Annotated in this window: 20 protein-coding genes; 12 read left to right on the top strand and 8 right to left on the bottom strand. The window is 61.9% G+C overall.

All coding sequences use genetic code 11. From position 1 onward, the window contains the following. The first annotated feature begins 24 nt into the window (after nt 1-24). A complete protein-coding gene (recR, locus tag BLV41_RS17040) occupies nt 25-624 on the top strand; it encodes a recombination mediator RecR (RefSeq protein WP_074712671.1) in 600 nt (199 codons plus the stop codon). On the opposite strand, the gene BLV41_RS17035 is transcribed toward recR, so the two are convergent. Then, nucleotides 621-1,451 carry a helix-turn-helix transcriptional regulator gene (locus tag BLV41_RS17035; RefSeq protein WP_074712670.1) on the bottom strand — a complete coding sequence of 277 codons (831 nt, stop codon included), beginning with the start codon at nt 1,449-1,451 and terminating at the stop codon, nt 621-623. The genes recR and BLV41_RS17035 overlap by 4 nt on opposite strands. 77 nt (nt 1,452-1,528) lie before the next feature. Here BLV41_RS17035 and ilvD point away from each other — a divergent pair, with 77 nt between their 5' ends. Next, complete coding sequence (ilvD, locus tag BLV41_RS17030) at nt 1,529-3,424, top strand: dihydroxy-acid dehydratase (RefSeq protein ID WP_074712668.1); 1,896 nt, start codon at nt 1,529-1,531, stop codon at nt 3,422-3,424. Between the two features lie 137 nt (nt 3,425-3,561). Here ilvD and BLV41_RS17025 read toward each other — a convergent pair whose 3' ends face one another. Beyond that, complete coding sequence (locus BLV41_RS17025) at nt 3,562-4,716, bottom strand: ABC transporter permease (protein WP_074712666.1); 1,155 nt, start codon at nt 4,714-4,716, stop codon at nt 3,562-3,564. Next, nucleotides 4,713-5,687, bottom strand: a complete 975-nt coding sequence (locus tag BLV41_RS17020; RefSeq protein ID WP_074712665.1) for an ABC transporter ATP-binding protein — start codon at nt 5,685-5,687, stop codon at nt 4,713-4,715. The genes BLV41_RS17025 and BLV41_RS17020 overlap by 4 nt, the downstream gene beginning before the upstream one ends. Nucleotides 5,688-5,797: 110 nt before the next feature. On the opposite strand from BLV41_RS17020, the gene BLV41_RS22150 reads away from it, so the two are divergent. Together BLV41_RS22150 and BLV41_RS17015 are read left to right on the top strand one after the other, a co-directional pair. Beyond that, on the top strand, nt 5,798-5,953 hold the full coding sequence (locus tag BLV41_RS22150) for a hypothetical protein (protein ID WP_170835490.1): 156 nt from the start codon (nt 5,798-5,800) through the stop codon (nt 5,951-5,953). Nucleotides 5,954-5,986: 33 nt separating this feature from the next. Next, the gene (locus BLV41_RS17015) at nt 5,987-7,273 is read left to right on the top strand and encodes an aspartate kinase (RefSeq protein ID WP_044574946.1); all 1,287 of its coding nucleotides are present in this window, start codon (nt 5,987-5,989) and stop codon (nt 7,271-7,273) included. 195 nt (nt 7,274-7,468) lie between these two features. On the opposite strand, the gene BLV41_RS17010 is transcribed toward BLV41_RS17015, so the two are convergent. Together BLV41_RS17010 and BLV41_RS17005 are read right to left on the bottom strand one after the other, a co-directional pair. After that, the gene (locus BLV41_RS17010; protein WP_239437589.1) at nt 7,469-7,684 is read right to left on the bottom strand and encodes a hypothetical protein; all 216 of its coding nucleotides are present in this window, start codon (nt 7,682-7,684) and stop codon (nt 7,469-7,471) included. A gap of 96 nt (nt 7,685-7,780) precedes the next feature. Beyond that, nucleotides 7,781-8,005 carry a hypothetical protein gene (locus tag BLV41_RS17005; RefSeq protein ID WP_044574942.1) on the bottom strand — a complete coding sequence of 75 codons (225 nt, stop codon included), beginning with the start codon at nt 8,003-8,005 and terminating at the stop codon, nt 7,781-7,783. A 108-nt stretch (nt 8,006-8,113) separates the two neighbouring features. On the opposite strand from BLV41_RS17005, the gene BLV41_RS17000 reads away from it, so the two are divergent. The 7 genes from BLV41_RS17000 to BLV41_RS16970 all read left to right on the top strand — a co-directional run bounded on the left by BLV41_RS17000 (nt 8,114) and on the right by BLV41_RS16970 (nt 13,706). Beyond that, complete coding sequence (locus BLV41_RS17000; RefSeq protein WP_342028207.1) at nt 8,114-8,656, top strand: MarR family winged helix-turn-helix transcriptional regulator; 543 nt, start codon at nt 8,114-8,116, stop codon at nt 8,654-8,656. 3 nt (nt 8,657-8,659) lie between these two features. Next, complete coding sequence (locus BLV41_RS16995; protein ID WP_139244363.1) at nt 8,660-9,589, top strand: 3-methyladenine DNA glycosylase; 930 nt, start codon at nt 8,660-8,662, stop codon at nt 9,587-9,589. Between the two features lie 111 nt (nt 9,590-9,700). Then, a complete protein-coding gene (gene bcp, locus BLV41_RS16990; protein ID WP_074712662.1) occupies nt 9,701-10,168 on the top strand; it encodes a thioredoxin-dependent thiol peroxidase in 468 nt (155 codons plus the stop codon). Between the two features lie 132 nt (nt 10,169-10,300). Beyond that, nucleotides 10,301-10,822 (top strand): 2-oxo-4-hydroxy-4-carboxy-5-ureidoimidazoline decarboxylase, encoded by a 522-nt coding sequence (gene uraD / locus BLV41_RS16985; RefSeq protein ID WP_342028206.1) that lies wholly within the window; start codon nt 10,301-10,303, stop codon nt 10,820-10,822. Continuing rightward, nucleotides 10,819-11,160: a hydroxyisourate hydrolase gene (uraH, locus tag BLV41_RS16980; RefSeq protein ID WP_074712660.1), complete on the top strand. Its 342-nt coding sequence runs from the start codon at nt 10,819-10,821 to the stop codon at nt 11,158-11,160. The genes uraD and uraH overlap by 4 nt, the downstream gene beginning before the upstream one ends. Nucleotides 11,161-11,162: 2 nt before the next feature. Beyond that, the gene (gene pucL / locus BLV41_RS16975; RefSeq protein ID WP_074712658.1) at nt 11,163-12,083 is read left to right on the top strand and encodes a factor-independent urate hydroxylase; all 921 of its coding nucleotides are present in this window, start codon (nt 11,163-11,165) and stop codon (nt 12,081-12,083) included. 123 nt (nt 12,084-12,206) lie between these two features. Next, nucleotides 12,207-13,706 (top strand): nucleobase:cation symporter-2 family protein, encoded by a 1,500-nt coding sequence (locus tag BLV41_RS16970; protein ID WP_074712656.1) that lies wholly within the window; start codon nt 12,207-12,209, stop codon nt 13,704-13,706. 65 nt (nt 13,707-13,771) lie between these two features. Here the strand turns inward: BLV41_RS16970 and BLV41_RS16965 are convergent, their stop codons facing one another. The 3 genes from BLV41_RS16965 to BLV41_RS16955 all read right to left on the bottom strand — a co-directional run bounded on the left by BLV41_RS16965 (nt 13,772) and on the right by BLV41_RS16955 (nt 16,898). Then, nucleotides 13,772-14,503, bottom strand: coding sequence for an SDR family oxidoreductase (locus BLV41_RS16965; RefSeq protein WP_044575059.1), 732 nt, complete (start codon nt 14,501-14,503; stop codon nt 13,772-13,774). A gap of 143 nt (nt 14,504-14,646) precedes the next feature. After that, nucleotides 14,647-15,393 carry an aspartate/glutamate racemase family protein gene (locus BLV41_RS16960; RefSeq protein ID WP_044574921.1) on the bottom strand — a complete coding sequence of 249 codons (747 nt, stop codon included), beginning with the start codon at nt 15,391-15,393 and terminating at the stop codon, nt 14,647-14,649. A 26-nt stretch (nt 15,394-15,419) separates the two neighbouring features. Further along, nucleotides 15,420-16,898, bottom strand: a complete 1,479-nt coding sequence (locus tag BLV41_RS16955; RefSeq protein WP_244517036.1) for an NCS1 family nucleobase:cation symporter-1 — start codon at nt 16,896-16,898, stop codon at nt 15,420-15,422. Nucleotides 16,899-17,342: 444 nt separating this feature from the next. Here BLV41_RS16955 and aceE point away from each other — a divergent pair, with 444 nt between their 5' ends. Beyond that, nucleotides 17,343-20,084: a pyruvate dehydrogenase (acetyl-transferring), homodimeric type gene (aceE, locus tag BLV41_RS16950; protein WP_074712652.1), complete on the top strand. Its 2,742-nt coding sequence runs from the start codon at nt 17,343-17,345 to the stop codon at nt 20,082-20,084. The last annotated feature ends 87 nt before the right edge of the window (nt 20,085-20,171 follow it).

Here is a 20,171-nt window from a genome sequence, read left to right as displayed (position 1 = left end):
AACCAGCAATAGACAAGAGGCATTGTGTACGAGGGAGCAGTTCAGGAGCTCATTGACGAGTTGGGGCGCCTGCCCGGAATCGGGCCCAAGTCAGCCCAGCGCCTCGCCTTCCACATACTGGAGGCGGACACCGAGGACATGCAACGCCTGGTCCGCGCCATCGTCACGGTCAAGGAACGCGTAAAGTTCTGCACCGTCTGCGGCAACGTCACCGAGGCGGAACTGTGCAACATCTGCCGCGATACCCGCCGCGACCCAACTGTCATTTGCGTCGTCGAGGAATCCAAGGACGTCCTCGCCGTTGAGCGCACGCGCGCCTTCCACGGCCGGTACCACGTGCTGGGTGGCTCCATCAATCCCATCGCAGGCATCGGCCCCGACCAGTTGCGCATCCGCGAACTGCTCACCCGGCTCAACGACGCGCAGATCCAGGAAATCATCATCGCCACGGACCCCAACCTCGAGGGCGAAGCCACGGCCACTTACCTCTCACGCATGCTCAAGACCCTCGGCATCACAGTCACGCGCCTGGCCTCGGGCCTGCCCGTAGGCGGCGACTTGGAGTACGCCGATGAGGTCACCCTGGGCCGCGCCTTCGAGGGCCGCCGCAACGCGCTGACCTAAGCCCGACGGCTCAGTTCAGCCAACCGCTCGTTCGTGAGGGTCCCCGCCGTGGGAACGTACATGACAAAGTGCAGGTCCGGGACGTCGGAAGGCACCAATCGGTGCTGGTCAAAAGTCAGCTCCCCCACGTTGGGATGGATAAAAATTCGCTGCCGTGAGGAAAAGTTCAGCACAACGTGCTCGGCCCAAATGCTGGCAAATTCAACACTCTCGTCCTGCAGCTTGCGCACCAACGCCGTGTGGGCTGCGGAGCCAAGGCGCGATCCGGCCTCGGCACGGAACTCAGCCACAAAATTCCGGGATGTAATGTCCCAATCGGGCAGCATCTGGCGCAGTTGCGGATCCGTGAATACCAGCCAGAGCAAGTTTCGCTCGGACGGAGCTACTTCGGCGATGCGTGAATAGAGGCTTTCATAGGCGGTGTTCCACCCGGCGATCCCCCAGTCCGGTGCCACCGCGAAGGCAGGGAAATCCACTGCGTCCAGCAGCGCCTGCAGGTGCGCCGGGACGGACTCAATCGCGGTATTTCCGTTCGCCGGCACCGCGGCGTGGCCACCCAATGTCAGAACATAGGACTGCTCGGCCGGGCTGAGGCGCAGCACCCTACCAACGGATTCAAGCACCTGGCGGGAGGCATTGATATCCCGCCCTTGTTCCAGCCAGGTGTACCAGGTGACGCTGACGGCGGCGAAGGCCGCGATCTCTTCCCGGCGCAACCCCCGGGTTCGGGTTCGGCCAATAGGCGGCAACCCCTGTTCGGCCCGAACCAGCCCCGCGCGGCGGTCTCGGAGAAACTGGCCCAGCTCACGCCGTCGTTCTTCATTCATTGCTCCAAACTAGCACTGCCACTACTAGTAGTGACGCCGTCTTCACGGTCCGCCGGGAATGCTGGTTAACTAGCCTTATGCCTCCATTACGTTCACGCACAGTCACCCACGGCCGCAACATGGCCGGCGCCCGCGCCCTCATGATGGCCTCCGGTGTCGCCAAGTCCGACATCGGCAAGCCGATCGTCGCCGTCGCCAACTCCTTCACCGAGTTCGTCCCCGGCCACACCCACCTTGCCCCCGTGGGCCGCATTGTCTCCGACGCCATCCACAAGGCCGGCGCCATTGCCCGCGAATTTAACACCATCGCGGTGGATGACGGCATTGCCATGGGCCACGGCGGCATGCTCTACTCGCTGCCGTCCCGCGACTTGATCGCCGATTCCGTCGAGTACATGGTCAACGCCCACTGTGCCGACGTCCTGGTCTGCATCTCCAACTGCGACAAGATCACCCCCGGCATGCTCATGGCCGCCCTGCGCCTGAACATCCCCACCGTGTTTGTCTCGGGCGGGCCCATGGAAGCTGGCCGGGTGACCATGACCGACGGCTCCATCCGCTCACTGGACCTTGTCAACGCCATCTCCGACGCCGTGGACTCCTCGGTCTCCGACGAAGACATCGAGCTCATCGAAGACAACGCCTGCCCCACCTGCGGCTCCTGCTCGGGCATGTTCACCGCCAACTCGATGAACTGCCTCACCGAGGCAATCGGCCTGTCACTGCCCGGCAACGGCTCGCTGCTCGCCACGCACACGGCTCGCAAGGAGCTGTACGAGCGCGCCGGCGCCACCGCCGTCGAGATCGCCAAGCGCTACTACGAGGACGACGATGAATCGGTCCTGCCGCGCTCGATCGCCAGCTTCGAGGCCTTCGACAACGCCATGGCCCTGGATATCGCCATGGGCGGCTCCACCAACACGATTCTGCACCTGCTCGCCGCAGCGCAGGAGGCCGGCCTGAAGTACGATCTCGAGGACATTGACGCCAAGTCGCGCCAGGTTCCGTGCCTGGCAAAGGTGGCCCCGAACGTTGCAGGCAACAAGACTTTCTACATGGAGGATGTGCACCGCGCCGGCGGCATCCCCGCTCTCTTGGGCGAGCTGAACCGCGGCGGGCTGCTGCACACCAACGTCAAGTCAGTCCACTCCGAGGGCCTCACGGATTGGCTGGACGACTGGGACATCCGCGGAGGCAAGGCCACCGATGAAGCTCAGGCGCTGTGGACCGCTGCCCCGGGTGGCCAGCGCTCCTCCACCGCCTTCTCACAGTCGGCCGAATGGACCTCCTTGGACACCGACGCGGCCGAAGGATGCCTGCGCGATGTGGAGCACGCCTTCTCCAAGGACGGCGGCTTGGGCGTGCTGCGGGGCAACATCGCAGTGGACGGCGCCGTTGTAAAGACGGCCGGCGTGGACGAGTCCATCTGGACCTTCGAAGGCCCGGCCGTGGTCTGCGAATCCCAGGACGAAGCCGTTGAAAAGATTCTCTCGAAGGTCGTCAAGGCCGGCGACGTGGTTGTGATCCGATACGAGGGACCGCGCGGTGGCCCCGGTATGCAGGAAATGCTCTACCCCACGTCCTTCCTGAAGGGTCTGGGACTGGGCAAGGTCTGCGCCCTCATCACCGACGGCCGTTTCTCCGGCGGCACCTCCGGCCTCTCCATCGGCCACGTCTCCCCCGAGGCTGCAGCCGGCGGCACCATCGCCCTCGTCCAGGATGGGGACCTCATCCGCATCGACATCCCGAACCGCTCCCTGGAGCTCGTGGTGGACAACGCCGAGCTGGACGCCCGCCGCGAGGTCCTCGAGTCCACGATCGGCTACCAGCCAGTCAACCGTGAGCGCCCCGTCTCGGCTGCCCTGCGCGCCTACGCCTCCATGGCCACGAGCGCCGACAAGGGCGCCGTGCGGCAGATCCCTGAGAGCACGGTGCTGACCCGCGCCAACCTTTCGGCAGTTCCGGTCTCCTAGCGGTTTCTCCGTTCCGGCTGGTCTCGCCGAGAACGGGGCCTGGCTACAGGGCTTCACCCAAAACGGGGTCAACTCGTGAGGACGGCGTATTTTGTCGCCGTTTTCACGAGTTGACCCCGTTTTCGCGGTGGGCCGGATCAGGCCACCCGCGTCCCCTTGGCCAATTTCCGGGCTGGAGTGCGCAGGGCACGCCAACCCAGGATCAGAATTCCGGCCGTCACCAGCAACTGCAGCCCCAATCCGAGGGGCCACAACGGCGCCTGCTTGTCGAGGTACTGCGCCGCCACCTTGCCGTTGGCACATTGGTAGGTGCCTTCGGGGCCGGCTTGGGCGTAGCGTGCACCCTGGCTGATGGACTCGAAGAATCCCGTCGAGGAATACATCTGGTCCTGGGCGTTACGCTCCGGATACGGAATGGAATCTGCCACCACCACGAACGGATTCATGCTCAACATCCAGGCCACACGCTCCGAGCGGGGCGCTGGCTGCTCCACGAGGGGACCGTAGCAGGCGTACTCGTCGTTCTCGTCAGTAATGTCTGTGGGCCTCGGCGGTGACGGGTAGATCTCGGGCTGATCAATTTGCCCCTCACCTTGATAGATCTCCATGCCCTTGTAATACGTTTGGTTCGCCTTGACGGTGCCGTTACTGAGCATCATGCCCAACCCGAAGGCAATGAGCGTTCCAAACGTCAACGCCGCCACGGTCAAGTACGTCACCACAATGGAGAACAGCGGCCGGTTTGCCAGTGCGGAAATCCCCACGCCCAGGGCGCACACAACGCCGAGCTCTATTGACAACATGAGCAGGGCAACCAGAATGTGCCCTGCGCCCAGGCCCCCCTGCGCAATCCCAAAGATCAGAAACGGAATGCTCACGATCAAAAACGCCAGTGCGGCAATCCATGAGGCGAGGAACTTTCCCCAGAGGAGTTGTCCTGGCCGCAACAACGTCACCTGCATGATGGCCAGCGTGCCGGCGGAGCGGTCCCCGCTGATGGCGTTGGCCGAAAGTGCGGGTGCCACGAGCAGACCAAACAACAGCACAAACGCCAGGACGGCCTCAAAGATCAGCGGGCCCGGGCCCTGCACCACCATGTCCGGTCCCATGCCGCCATATTCGCTTTGATAGCGGCGCTGCGCCTGCCAGCTAAACCATGTCAACGTGGTCACCAGAGCAATCAGGGCAAACCAAATTCCCAGCATGATGTACCAACCACGTGAGCGCAGCCGCTGCCGCAATTCCATGGCCACCACGGCAATGGTGCCGGACGAGTACTGGCTCAGGGTCATGGCTGCTCCACCTTCATGCTCATGTAGGTCTCTTCCAAGGCTCCCGTGGCCGGGGCAAAGGCGCACACGTCCACACCCTCCTGCACCAAATCGCGCAGCAATCTGGCGGCATCAGCCTCAGTCCCCACGGTCACCGAAACTGAATCCCGGCGGCCGGTTCCTTCGGCGAATGCCAAACCCAGAGTCCCGAGGGCGTTGGCCAACGCGACCGGGTCAAGGGCCGCTATTGAGTACTTGCGCCCCTGCCCGGATGCCTCGTCAACGGACTGGGCCAGCACGGAGCGACCTTGATTGACGAACACGGCGCCGTCGGCAATTTCATCAAGTTCGGCCAACACATGCGAGGAAACCACGATAGCCTTCCCCTCGCCGGCCAGCCGCCGCAAAATGCTCCGCAAGGCCACGCGCGATCCCGGATCGAGCCCCGAGGCTGGCTCATCGAGCAACAAAACCTGAGGATCGTGAATGAGCGCCCGCGCCAAGCTCAGCCGCTGCTGCTGCCCACGCGAGAGCACCCGTGCCTTCTGATCCGCCAGGGGCGTCAAGTTGACCAGTTCCAGCAGTTCCTGAACTCGGTCGGGAATCTGTGCGGCAGGCAGGTGATAAAACTTGGCCATGGTGGTCAAGATTTCGCGCGCCGTCAGGGCCTCCCAGACGCCCAAAGTGTCAGGCATCCACCCGATCTTGGCCCGTGCTGCGGCAGGATCACTCACAGGATCGATCCCCATCACGCTGATGGTTCCGTCATCTGGGGCCAGCAGCGAGGCCAGCATGAGCAACAGCGTGGTCTTCCCGGCACCGTTGGGCCCAATCAGCGCCGTAACCTGCCCAGCTGGGGCGTACAGATCCATATGTACGACGGCGTGAACCTCGCCAAAGCTGCGGGAAAGTCCCTTGGCGACAAGGCCGGTGAAGGGCTCTCCCGCCACGATTGGTCCGCTCTCCTGCTCTGCTGGCTGGTGCTCAGTCATGGTTCCCTCCCCTACGGGCCGCCGATGCGGTCATGGCATCAGCCTAGGCCCGCCTGTGCAGGAAAAACATCATCCCAACGTCTGATATTCGTTGCTTTTTGGTGACGAACATGGACATCATTGACCACCATGTGGACGCATCAATTCCTTGTTATCGCGGCACCGCGCTAAACTTTCCTCAACTGCCTTCCGCGCTGATGATGCCGCACTGGCCATGCGCGACGGCGCGGCACCGGCGTGAGCGGCAGCAAATTTCCTTTTCCTAGTGTTGCGTTAGGTAAGTCAATGAGTGTGCATTCATGAGTCTGATTGTTCAAAAATACGGCGGTTCCTCTGTCTCTGACGCCGAAGGCATTCTGCGGGTTGCCCGCAGAGTAGTCAGCACCCAGGCAGCAGGCCATGAAGTGGTCGTGGTGGTTTCCGCCATGGGCGACACCACCGATGAACTGCTGGATCTGGCCGCTCAGGTATCGGCCCAGCCCCCGGCCCGCGAGCTGGACATGCTCATGACGGCTGGCGAGCGAATTTCAATGGCCCTGTTGGCCATGGGTATCAGCGCCCAAGGCGGCGTAGCGCAGTCCTTTACAGGCAGCCAGGCCGGCATGATCACCGACGGCATCCACGGCAAGGCCCGCATCATTGATGTTGACCCGCACCGCGTCCGCACCGCCCTGGACAAGGGCAAGGTTGCCATCGTGGCCGGTTTCCAGGGCATGAGCCGCACAACCCACGAGATCACCACCATGGGTCGCGGCGGCTCCGACACAACTGCGGTGGCCCTGGCCGCCGCCCTGAACGCCGATGTCTGCGAAATTTACACGGACGTTGACGGCGTTTACACGGCCGACCCACGAGTGGTTCCCAACGCTCAGAAGATTAACAAGATCTCCAGCGAAGAAATGTTGGAAATGGCCGCCTCCGGCGCCAAGATCCTGCACCTTCGCTGCGTGGAATATGCACGGCGTTTTGGACTGCCCATCCATGTGCGGTCATCCTTTAGCGACAATGAGGGAACCTGGGTTCTGCCCAGCCCTGACGACAAAATCAAGATTTCAGAGGGAGTTGCCTTGGAGCAGCCAATCATCTCCGGCGTAGCCCACGACCGGTCAGAAGCCAAAGTCACTGTAGTTGGAGTCCCGGATATCCCCGGCAAGGCTGCCATGATTTTCGGCATCATCGCCGGTGCGCACAGCAACATCGACATGATCGTGCAAAACATCTCCACAAAGGGCACGGGCAAGACGGACATCTCCTTCACCCTGCCCATGGTGGAAGGCGAGGACGCACTAAACGCCCTGCGCGCCAAGCAGTCCGACGTTGGCTTTGAGGACCTGATTTACGATGACAAGATCGGCAAGCTCTCACTCATTGGTGCCGGCATGCGCTCCAACCCGGGCGTTTCCTACCGCTTCTTCCAGGCCTTGTCCGACGCCGGCGTGAACATCGATCTGATCTCCACCTCCGAAATCCGCATCTCCGTTGTCACGCGGGCCGACCTGTTGGACGTTGCCGTGCGCGCTGTCCACCAGGCCTTTGACCTGGACAGCGACGATGAGGCAACCGTTTACGGCGGCACGGGCCGCTAGTCCCCACGCCCTCCCCAAGTGAATCCGCTGGCGCGTCTTCGCTTGGGGCCCCTCGGGCGCGTGGGCCCAAACCGGGGCGGCGGGTCACTCGGGGCTGTGGGCCCACACGGGCGCGGGTCCCTTCAGACGCAAAAGGAGGGTGCCGGATTGTTCCGGCACCCACCTTTTTGCACTTTTGGTCCGAGGGCTCCTGAGCTACGCCTCGGATTTACGTTCGGCGTAATGGTGACCTTCTGAATCCGTGTGCTGTTCGTAATGGGAGAGCTGCTCCTGCCCGCTCTCTTCGAGGTCATCATGGTGATGCGCCACCGGGATACTCATGTCGCCGCGGTCAGCGGGGCCAAAAACCTTCTGCGCCTTCTCAGTAGCGTGCATGAATCTGTTCAAGAACTTATCGCCGTTCTTCATCATCAACACCCCTCTTCCTTTCGAGTAAAGCAAAGTGCCCTGAGTCACTTAATTTTACTCCCGGGGCACCCCAAAGGCGCCGGAGCCTCCGCCAGATTACTAGCGCAGCGACTGATCCTTCGGGTCCCTCGGCACCAGATACGTGCTGCCATCGGCCCGTTTGACGGTGATGAATTCCTCCGTGGCCGCCTCCTGCTGAACCAGCAAGGCCTTATTTTCCGGCGTCATCTCATGATCGAGTGGACTGCTGACGGCGGGGCCAAAAACGTAACGCAAACGACCCGTGAAGCGCATCATTCTGTGAACAAAGGGCGTCTTGGTCATGATTGATTTTCCTTGCAGCGCAGGGGTTGAGCCAACCCGGTTGATCGAGGGAACACTATTCATAGTACCCTGTTAGTTAGTGCACTAACTAAATGAGAGGCTGTGTCCGTGAGCACCACCGAGAACGATCTCCTGCTTGAACGGCAGCTGTGTTTTGGACTCAGCGTGGCTTCCCGCAGTGTCATCGCCGCGTACAAACCCGTCCTTGAACCCATGCAGCTGACGCACCCGCAATATCTGGTCATGTTGGCGCTGTGGGAGCAGGCGCCGCGGCGTGTCAAGGACATCGGAGCCGCCCTCCTCCTGGAATCCGCCACCCTGTCTCCGCTCCTCAAACGCCTCGAAGCCCTGGGTTACATCACCCGCACCAAGGACGCCACGGACGAGCGCGCACTCTGCATTGACCTCACCGCCGCTGGTGCCGCCCTGCGCCAGCAGGCTCTCTCGGTGCCCGGCACCATGATGGCCCGGCTTGGCCTTGACCGCGAAGGTGCCATGGCCCTACACCGCTCCATGATGGCCCTGATTGGCGCCGCGGCGCACGCGGACGACGCCGGAAACGTACCTTCGCCCGTCCCGTCACCTGCCGCCGGGGTACCGAGAGGCACAGTCTCGGGTGCGACCACTCCCCTGGTCATGGAAGATAATTAGGAAATGACCCCCGCACTGCCATCCCCGGCCCCCTCAGTTCTGTCCGAAGCCGCTTGGCAGGACAAGGCCGCGGCCCACCGGGACCGCGTGGACCGCTACGCGGAGCCCTACCTGGCCCGGCGTTCGGCCGGGAAGAAGCACCCCGTTGAGGATTTCCTCTTCACTTATTACACGCAGAAGCCGGGCCAGCTCTCGCGCTGGCACCCGGGAGCCGGCGCCATACTCACGGGAGCATCCGCAACCGAGCGACTCGGCTGGAAGTTCTACCGGGAGGCCAGCAACGCGGAGCGCGAGGAGGCCGGGGCGCCCGCGGAAGCTCCCGGCGTCATTCTTGACGTGGAGAGGTTCCTGGAACTGCGCAGGGATGCGGTGGATTTCGCCCGGATCATCCTGGGCCGCACAGCGGCGCGACCGGCGCAGTTTGGCTGCTTTGGGCTGCATGAGTGGGCCATGGTCTACAAGCAGGAGGCCAATGCGGTGCGGCACGAATACCTGGAACTCAGGCTCGGATCCGGCGGCACTGACCGGGTGGTGGAGGAAAACCGAATCCGCTGTACGCACTTCGACGCATACCGTTTTTACACTCCGCAGGCAACGGGACTCAACGAGCTGACACCCACGCGGGAGAACCAGCGTGACATGGAGCAGCCCGGCTGCCTGCATGCGAACATGGACCTCTACAAGTGGGCATACAAGCTCTCACCTGCACTGCCCAGCGAGCTGGTCATGGACTGTTTTGAACTTTCATGGAACATCCGTGCCATGGATATGCAGGCCTCCCCCTACGATCTGGCGGCGTGGGGCTACCCGCCAATCCGCATTGAAACGGCCGCCGGGAAGGCCGACTACGTGGCCGCGCAGCGCGGCTTTAGTGCCGAATCCGCTGTGCTGCGTGAACGGCTGCGAACCGCTCTCGACGCCCTCCCCTCGTAGCGGACGCATGCCCAAGGTCCTCGGACACCCTTTGACCAGACCGAAGCACAGCCCTACTCTTATTTCACCCATCAATAGTTTGATTTCATATTGCGAAATTAGAGGAGCCCCATGTCAACCGCACTCACCTCCGGCCAGGCCGCCCCCGGATTCACCCTCCCCGACGCCTCCGGACGCACCGTTTCACTTTCCGACTACGCAGGCCGGCAGGTCATCGTCTACTTCTATCCCAAGGCCGCCACCCCGGGCTGCACCACGGAGGCCTGCGACTTTCGAGACAGCCTGGCCGCCCTGCAAGCCGCTGGCGTGGATGTAGTGGGGATATCCACCGACGCCCCGGAGGCCCTGACCACCTTTGCCGAAGACCACGGGCTGAATTTCCCGCTACTCTCCGACGCCGACCACCGGGTCGCGGAGGCCTGGGGTGCGTGGGGAGAGAAGCTGGTCAACAATAAAACCGTCATGGGCACACTCCGCTCCACCGCAGTGGTCAACGCTGACGGAACCGTGCGAACAGCAGAGTACCGCGTCAGCGCCGAAGGCCACGTAGCCCATCTTCGCACGGAGCTAGGCTTGTAACTCGAAAGAAGTCGCCACTCCCGTAGTTGACATTTCAAATGTGATGCGGTTCACTATTCATACGCTGAAATAACAGTTCCACGATGCGAAAATATTTGAAGTTCGCATAGCCTACGCCGTGGATGCCAGCAGATGAAAAGCAAGGATCAACTTGCCATGCTGTTGAACGAATTCAACGAATCCACAGAAAATGCCCTGGTTGAGGTACTGCGACCCTGCCTCGACGTTGACCGGTGGATCCACCAGATCATTGACGGCCGTCCCTATGCAGCGGCGGAAGACATTTTCGCCGCCGCAAGGGACGCCGCCGCGCCGCTCACCGCTGGGGAGGTCGCCTCCGCCATGGCACACCACCCCCGCATCGGGGAACGGCTGCCCGGAAGCGGTCAGGCGGCGGCGCTCTCCGCTGCTGAACAGTCGGGGATTGACCCGGCCGACGCCGCGGTTGCCGCCGAACTACTGGACGGAAACCGCGCCTACGAGGAAAAGTTTGGCCGGGTCTTCCTCATTCGGGCCCTGGGGCGTTCGCCCGATGAGATCCTGTCGGCGCTGCACGAGCGGCTCCACAACCCACCCGAGAATGAAGAACTCATCGTTGCCGGGCAGCTGCGGGAGATCGCACTGCTGCGGCTCAAGGAGGTCGTGAAACCATGAGCGTTTCCCACATCACCACCCACGTCTTGGACACAACACTGGGCAAGCCTGCAGCAGGCGTAGCCGTAGGGCTCGAGGAGCTCAGCGGCGCAGAGTGGCAGCCCCTTGCATCGGGGACCACCGATGCGCAGGGCCGGGTCAAGGACCTCGGGCCGGAGCTGCTGCCCAGCGGGACGTACCGTCTCCGCTTCGACACCGGCGCATACTTCGCCGGCATCGGCACCGAAGCTTTTTTCCCGGAGGTGTCGCTGACCTTCACCCTCGATGCGGCACAAGAGCACTACCACGTGCCGCTGCTATTGAGTCCATTCGCCTTTTCAACGTACCGAGGAAGCTAGCCATGAACGCCAACAACGAAAACACCGGCATCGTTCTGGGTGCCAACCAGTACGGCAAGGCAGAGGTCCGTCTCGTCAAGATCACCCGGGACACGGACCGCCACGAGATCGAGGACCTCAATGTGACCTCCCAGCTGCGCGGTGACTTCCAGGCCGCCCACTTGGAAGGGGACAACGCCCACGTCGTTGCCACAGACACGCAGAAAAACACGGTGTACGCCTTCGCCCGCAACGGCGTGGGATCCCCGGAAGCATTCTTGCTGCGCCTAGGTGAGCACTTCACCTCAGAGTTCAGCTGGGTGACCGGCGGACGCTGGGCCGCCGAACAATACAAATGGGATCGGATCGAGTCACACGGTACGGCGCACAACCACGCATTCGTGCGCAACGGCCAAGAGGTGCGCACCGCCGTGGTGGTCAAGGACGGCCCCAACACCGCGCTGATTTCCGGACTGCAGGACCTAACCGTCCTTAAGTCCACGGACTCCGGCTTCGAAGGGTACCCGGTGGACAAGTACACCACGCTTGCACCCACGCATGACCGCATCCTGGCCACGGACGTGGCCGCGCGCTGGCGGTTCAACCCGGCCGCCGTCGCTGAGGTTGACTTCAACAAATCCTACGACGACGTCAAGGCGCTGCTGCTCGAAGGCTTCACGGAGAATTACTCCACCGCCTTGCAGCAGACCCTCTTCGACATGGGGAAAAAGGTCCTTCTGGCCCACGCCGAGATCGACGAGATCAAGTTCTCCATGCCCAACAAGCACCACTTCGTGGTTGACCTGACCCCGTTTGGCCTGGACAACCCGAACGAGGTTTTCTATGCCGCGGACCGTCCCTACGGACTGATCGAGGCAACGGTTCTACGTGAAAACGCCTCGGACGCCGGCAACGCCTGGGACGGCATCGCAGGCTTCTGCTAGAAGGGCCGGGCCCGTGCGGCCCGGCAAAGAGGCAGGCGGGGGCTGCAACCCCCGCCTGCCCGCAGCGACAACTCCCAAAGCGGGTTCTCGCTTAACAAGGGTAAGCAGACAAGGAGGTCCGCTATGACCAAAATTTCACGTTCCACGGCCGCAGTTCCCACCCGGCCCGAGGATGAAAAGCTCAGTATTGGCGCTAGTTTCGCCTATGGATTCCAACACGTATTGACCATGTACGGCGGGATTATCGCCGTCCCCCTCATCATCGGGCAGGCCGCCGGCCTGTCCCCAACCGACATCGGTGTCCTCATTGCCGCGGCACTGTTCATGGGCGGCCTAGCAACGCTTTTGCAGACCATTGGCCTGCCGTTCTTCGGTTCACAACTGCCGCTGGTGCAGGGTGTGTCCTTTGCCAGTGTGGCCACCATGGTTGCCATTGTGGGCGGTGGCGGAATCCAGGCGGTCTTTGGCGCGGTGATTGTATCTGCCGCATTCGGCCTGCTCATTGCTCCGCTATTTTCCAAGATTGTGCGGTTCTTTCCGCCCGTTGTGACTGGCAGTGTCATCACCACGATCGGCCTGACGCTCATGCCGGTGGCGGCAAACTGGTCCATGGGCGGCAACAAGAAAGCCGCCGACTACGGCAGCGTCTCAAACATCATGCTCGCCGCCTTCACCCTGGCGGTGGTGCTGCTCCTGAGCAAGCTGGGCAGTTCCACCATCTCCCGGCTGTCGATCCTGTTCGCCATGATTGTTGGCACCGTTGCGGCGATCTTCATGGGCAAGGCCGACTTTTCCGCGGTGGGCCATGGCGCCATTTTTGCGCTCCCCATGCCCTTCCACTTGGGCCTGCCCACCTTCAACATTGCCGCCATCATTTCCATGATGATCGTGGTGCTGGTGATCCTGACCGAGACCACGGCCGACATCCTGGCAGTGGGGCAGATTGTGGACACCAAGGTGGACTCCAAGCGCATCGCTGCAGGGTTGCGCGCCGACATGGCATCGAGCCTTGTCTCCCCGGTCTTCGGCTCCTTCACGCAGAGTGCTTTTGCCCAGAACGTTGGCCTTGTGGCTGTCACGGGTGTCAAGAGCCGATTCGTGGTCGCGGCGGGCGGAGTGATCCTTGTGGTCTTGGGTCTGTTGCCCATCCTGGGACGTGTAGTTGCGGCCGTTCCGTTGTCGGTGCTGGGCGGGGCGGGCATTGTCCTGTTTGGCACGGTGGCGGCCAGTGGCATCCGGACACTGGCGCAGGTGGACTACCGCAATAACATGAACCTGATTATTGTCTCCACCTCAGTTGGCTTTGGCATGCTGCCCATCGCCGCCCCAACCTTTTACGATCAGTTCCCCGGCTGGGTCGGCACCATCTTCCACTCCGGGATCTCCTCGGCAGCCATCATGGCAATCCTGCTGAACCTGCTCTTCAACCACCTCAAGCGCGGCAATCCGGAGAATCCGTCCGTGTTTGCCGCTGGCACGGACCGCCTCATCACCGCCGAGTTGTTGGAGCACCTGCAGGACGGCGACAGGTGCGAGGACGGGAAGTTGATTGACGTCGACGGCAAGGAGGTGCCCGTCACGGGCGAAATCCCGCAGGCGGCCAACGGCTCTTCCCCGCACTAAGCAAGGCACGACGGCGGTGGGTCACCCACCGCCGTCGACCGTTTACGGCAGGTGCCCGGGCCGGATCAGCCCCGCCCGACGAAAGGCATGCCGGCCGCCGTGATGACCAATTGGCCAATGGTTGCCGACGCCGGGAGGTCGGCCATGAACATGACGGTCCGTGCGGCCTCGGCCACCGGGAAGGTGGGCTCCACCAGCAGTTCCCCGTTGGCCTGCAGGGCGCCGGTGGCAACATCCAGAGTGGACATGATGGACGTGGCGGTGTTGCCAATGTCGATCTGGCCGCAGCTGATCCCGAAGGCCCGCCCGTCCAGCTCTATGGACTTGGTCAGGCCGCTGATGGCGTGCTTCGTGACGGTATATGCGGCCGACTTGGGTCGCGGGGAATGGGCGGAGATGGAGCCGTTGTTGATGATCCTCCCGCCCTGGGGCTGCTGCTGCTTCATGACCCGGATGGCGGCGGCGGCGCACAGCATGGAGCCGGTGAGGTTGACGGCCACCGTGGCGTTCCAGTCAACCAGCGTCACTTCATCCACGGACTTGGCAGGGCCAAAGGTTCCTGCATTGTTGAAGAGGACATCCACCCGGCCAAAGTGCTCCACGGCTTGGCTGAACAGCCTCGCCACCTGGTCCTCATCGGTGACATCCGTCGGCACCGCCAAGGCAAGCGGGTGGCCGGTGGCCACGGCAAGAAGTTCAGCTTCGCGCCGGCCCGCCAGCACCACGGAGTACCCGGCGGCAAGGGCCGCCTGCGCCACGGCACGTCCAATGCCGGATCCGGCACCCGTTACCACCATGACCCGTGCCGCAGTGTTTTGAAGTTCCTTGTTCACATCCACTCCTTGATTGAGGTGCTTACATTGTTTCTTGAATCTAGCCGGGCAAGCACAAAAGAGCGGGACCGGCGGAAAACGTTCCGCCAGCCCCGCCCCGTGTGGTTCTACTGCGCTATTAATTCCTGCGCATTGGCCGGAACCGGCCAGCCCGTGAATGCCTTGGGCCGGGGCGTTGCGTAGGTGCGCACCTTGGAGGTGGACAGACCCAAGCGGACCAGTGACTCGGCGATGGTAACCGCAGCCGCCACGCCGTCGACCACGGGAACACCCGTGCGCTCCCGGACCTTGTCATTGAGGCCCGCCATGCCGCCGCAGCCAAGAACAATGACCTCGGCCTTGTCCACGGAGACAGCCAGTTCGGCCTCACGGACAATCGCCTCAACAGCGCGCTCGGGCTCTTCTTCGAGCTCCAGCACCGCCATCCCGCTGGCGCGGACAGATGCGCAGCGGTCGGTCAGCCCGGCAAGCTTGAGCCGGTCCTCGATGAGCGGCACGGCCCGGTCAAGGGTGGTGACCACCGAGTACTTGTGTCCAAGGAACATGGCCGTGCTGGCTGCCGCCTCGGTAATGTCCACGACGGGAACATTCAGCAATTCCTGGAGGCCTTCGCGGCCATGCTCGCCGTAGCCGGCCTGGACAACGGCGTCGAACGGTTCGGTGTAGGACTGCACGGCATCCATCACGGCAACGGCCGCAAGGTAACTTTCAAAATTGCCTTCGCATGATTCGGCACCAAAGCGGGGCGTGAGGGCCACAATCTCGGTGCCGGGTGCCGCCACTGCGCGGGCTTGTGAAGCGATTGATTCGGTCATTGATGCTGTGGTGTTCACATTGACTACAAGAATGCGCATGACTTGCCTTTCAATCGAAGCGGGGGTTAGTGGACGCTGTCAACGGCGATGGCCTCACCGGATACGTCGTGGTAGCTGGCCTTGCGGTCAGCCACGAAGTAGTAGGTGACTGCGGCGAGTCCGGCGGCAAAGAACCAGGAGAAGGAGGAAAGTTCGCCCAGTGCCGGGATGAAGGCAATGGCCAGGGCCACCACGGAGGCTGGAATCAGGGCAATCACAGCGCGGGGGTTGACGCCTCGCTTGTAGTGGTACTCAGCGCCCTCAGCCGTTGTGTACAGGTGCGGCACGTTGACCTTGCCTCGGCGGATGAGCCAGTAGTCGGCCATGATGACTCCGAACAGCGGGCCCAATAGTGCGCCCAAACCGCCCAAGAAGTAAACGATGACGACAGGATTGTTGTAGAGGTTCCAGGGCAGGATGACCAGGCCGATGATGGCACTGACCAGGGCGGCCTTGCGGAAGTTCAGGTGGCGGGGGAACAAGTTGGTCAGTGCGTAGACAGGAGCCACGAAGTTGGCCATCAGATTCACGGCAACGGTAAGGATCAGCAGGGCGAGGCAGGCAACAACCAGCAGGAAGGTGTTCGGGATGGTCTGAACAATGTCCGCGGGGCTTTCAATGATGGTTCCGTCAATCTTGAACTGGGCACCTGAGATGACAACAACAATGGCACCGAAGAGGAGCATGTTGATCGGGATGCCCCAGAAGTTGCCGCGCACAATGGACTTGGCAGACTTGGCCGAGCGGGTAAAGTCGCAGAAGTTCAGAACAAAGGTGCCGTAGATGGCAACCCAGAGGGCGCCGCCGGCAAAGATGGTGCGCCACATTTCAGCACCCTGCAGACCGCGGTCGGTCTGCCAGGCAATGGAGCCACCGGCCTGCATAAACATCCAGATGGCGATGGTTGCCATGGTGATCAGAATGATCGGGCCGGCAAAGGCCTCGTACTTGCGGATCATATCCATGCCGAAGCTGACAATAATGACCTGGACAATCCACAGTGCAATGAAAGCCAACCAGCCAAGTGTTGACAGCCCAAGAATGGAGTTGGTGTCCCACGCCTTCAAAGCGGGGAAGAGCGCTGTAAGCATGACCCTCAGGACAACGGAGGCCAGGAAGGTCTGCACGCCGAACCAGACGATTGCGACGCCGCCGCGAAGGAGGGAAGCGATGTGCGCACCCTTGATGCCAAAGCTGATGCGGCTCATGACAGGGAATGGAACGCCCGTCTTGAAGCCCATAAACCCGGAGAAGTTCAACAAGCCAAACAGGAGGACTGCCCCGATGCCCAAGGCCAGCAGGATCTGCCAGCCGCCCAGGCCGAGAGCAAACAATCCGATGGCGAAGGCGTAGTTGCCCAAGCTGTGCACGTCATTGGCCCACAGCGTGAAGATGCTGTAGCTGGACCAGCGGCGGCCTTTCATCTTGGTGGGTGCCAGGTCCTGGTTGAACAGGCTGGCACTGAGGGTGTGACCCTCCGGAGTCTTAAAGGGAGGTTCTGACAGGGTGGTCCCGCCGGTGTGTTCAGACAAGGTGATTCCTCTTCTTTGATCGGCCCGGGCAGCCCCTCTCCCTTGAGGGTGCTCACCTGCCTCAACAGTGTGGATATTCTTTGTGGAAGTAGCGTCCATGATAGCTCCGCAATAAATAGAATTTTCATATGGTGGAATAAAACTTTTGAAGTATGAAAACTAGTCTATGAGCCAGCTCACACCGTGTCAAAGGTTCTGTGGCGAAAATCTGTCACAAGCGCAGAATTTTGCATCCTTGGGCACAAGGACGTAATCTCGTCATACAATATTTTGTTTCCATCTAGCGAAAATTGCGACAGCGAGTTTCATGCTGGATTACCCAACGCCCGCACCACGTTCGACGGCGAACGCGCAGCCAGCGGGTACGCGCAGCCTCACCATCAGGGAGGTAGCGAATGCACCACTGAAAGAGGACAGATGTTCTTGCGAGACGATAATTCCCATATCCTCAGCGGGTTGACAAACCAGCTGCCTGATCGCGATCCAGAAGAGACAGCCGAATGGCTTGAGTCCTTGGATACGTTGATTCAGGAACGCGGCACAGAGCGTGCCCAGTACATTATGCGTAGCCTGCTTCAGCGGGCTGGTGCGCAGAGCGTTGGCGTGCCGATGGTCACGACCACGGACTACGTAAACACGATTCCCGTTGATCAGGAACCCGTGTTCCCCGGCAACGAGGAGATCGAGCGTAAGTACCGTGCCTGGTTGCGCTGGAACGCCGCCATTATGGTCCACCGGGCCCAGTCTCCGGAGATTGGTGTTGGTGGACACATTTCCACTTATGCAGGTGCCGCAACCCTGTACGAGGTCGGTTTCAACCACTTCTTCCGCGGCAAGGACCACGCCGGTGGCGGGGACCAGGTCTTCTTCCAGGGCCACGCCTCCCCCGGCATGTACGCCCGCGCCTTCCTTGAAGGCCGCCTCTCCGAAGAAGACATGGACGGATTCCGTCAGGAAAAGTCCAAGGAAGGCCACGCGCTTTCCTCGTACCCGCACCCGCGCCTGATGCCGGAATTCTGGGAATTCCCCACCGTGTCCATGGGCATTGGCCCGATGAACGCGATCTACCAGGCCCAGTCCAACCGATACCTGCACAACCGCGGCATCAAGGACACCAGCGACCAGCAGGTCTGGGCGTTCCTGGGGGACGGTGAAATGGACGAGCCCGAATCACGCGGCCTGCTCCAACTCGCCGCTAACGACAAGCTCGACAACCTCACCTTCGTTGTCAACTGCAACCTCCAACGCCTCGATGGTCCGGTACGCGGCAACGGCAAGATCGTTCAGGAACTCGAAGCGTTCTTCCGCGGTGCCGGCTGGAACGTCATCAAGGTCCTCTGGGGCCGTGAGTGGGATGACCTGCTAGACCGCGACAGCGACGGATCCCTGGTCGATGTCATGAACACCACCCGCGATGGTGACTACCAGACGTACAAGGCCGAATCCGGCGGGTTCGTCCGCGAGCACTTCTTCGGGCAAACCCCGCAAACCAAGGAACTCGCCGCACACCTTAGCGACGATGAGGTCTGGAACCTCAAGCGCGGCGGCCACGATTACCACAAGGTTTACGCCGCCTACAAGGCAGCGACCGAGTTCAAGGGCAAGCCCACAGTGATCCTGGCGCACACCGTCAAGGGCTACGGCCTGGGCAGCCACTTCGAGGCGCGCAACGCCACGCACCAGATGAAGAAGCTCACCTTGCAGGACTTGAAGGACTTCCGCACACACCTGCGCCTGCCCATCAGCGATGAGGTCCTCGAAGCCGACCCGTACCGTCCCCCGTACTACCACCCAGGGATGGATACGCCGGAAATCCAGTACATGATGGAGCGCCGCAACGCACTGGGCGGTTCCGTCCCTGAGCGTCGCAGCAAGCACACCGAGCTGGAACTGCCCGGCGATAAAACCTACGAGGTTGCCAACCGCGGCTCCGGCAAGCAGCAGGCAGCCACCACCATGGCCTTCGTACGCCTGCTCAAGGATCTGATGCGTGACAAGGGGATTGGCCAGCGTATTGTGCCGATCATCCCTGATGAGGCCCGCACCTTCGGCATCGATGCGTTCTTCCCGACCGCGAAGATCTACAACCCCAACGGGCAGAACTACCTCTCCGTGGACCGCGACCTGGTCTTGGCGTACAAGGAATCCATTTCTGGGCAGATCGTGCACGCCGGCATCAACGAGGCCGGTTCCGTGGCAGCGTTCACCGCCGCCGGCACCGCCTACGCCACCCATGGTGAACCGTTGATCCCGGTCTACGTGTTCTACTCCATGTTTGGTTTCCAGCGCACCGGTGATTCCTTCTGGGCCGCCGGTGACCAGATGACCCGCGGCTTCATCATCGGCGCCACAGCAGGGCGCACCACCCTCACTGGTGAAGGTTTGCAGCACGCTGACGGGCACTCACCGATCCTGGCCTCCACGAACCCGGCAGTGGTCACCTACGACCCCGCCTACGGCTACGAAATCGGCGTCATCATCAAGTCCGGTCTTGAGCGCATGTACGGCAAGGATTCAGTTGATCCCAACGTCATGTACTACATCACCGTGTACAACGAGCCGATCAGCCAGCCCAAGGCGCCGGAGAACATCGACGTCGAGGGCATCACCAAGGGCATCTACAAGCTCAAGGTTGCTGAGATCGACGGGCCCCGCACTCAACTGCTGGCCTCCGGCGTGTCCGTGCCCTGGGCCCTGGAAGCTGCGCAGATCCTCGCCACCGAATGGGGCGTAGCAGCCGATGTCTGGTCCGTAACCTCCTGGAACGAGCTGCGTCGCGACGGCCTTGCTGCCGAAGAGGACGCGTTCTTGCACCCCGAAGCAGAAGCCCGCGTCCCATACATCACCGCAAAAATGGCTGATGCCCAGGGCCCGGTCATCGCCGTGACCGACTACATGAAGGCAGTGCCGGACCAGGTACGCCAGTTCCTGCCCAATGACTTCGCAACTCTCGGCGCCGACGGCTTCGGCTTCTCCGACACCCGCTCCGCGGCCCGCCGCTTCTTCAAGATCGACTCCCACTCAGTGGTAGTCCGCACCCTGCAGATGCTCGCCAAGCAAGGCAAGATCGACCCCAACGCCGCCGCCCAGGCAGCAGCGAAATACGATCTCCTCAACGTCAACGCAGGCACCACCGGCAACGCCGGCGGCGAAGGCTAAGCCCCACACCCACACAAATGATCCCGATTCCGCTTTCCGAGCCCAGAATACTGGCCTCCGAAGGCGGAATCCGGATCATTTCTAATT

The sequence above is a fragment of the Arthrobacter alpinus genome (assembly GCF_900105965.1).
GTDB lineage: Bacteria > Actinomycetota > Actinomycetes > Actinomycetales > Micrococcaceae > Specibacter > Specibacter alpinus.
Note: the sequence above shows the minus strand (reverse complement) of the source record. Positions and strands in the feature narration are given on the sequence as shown.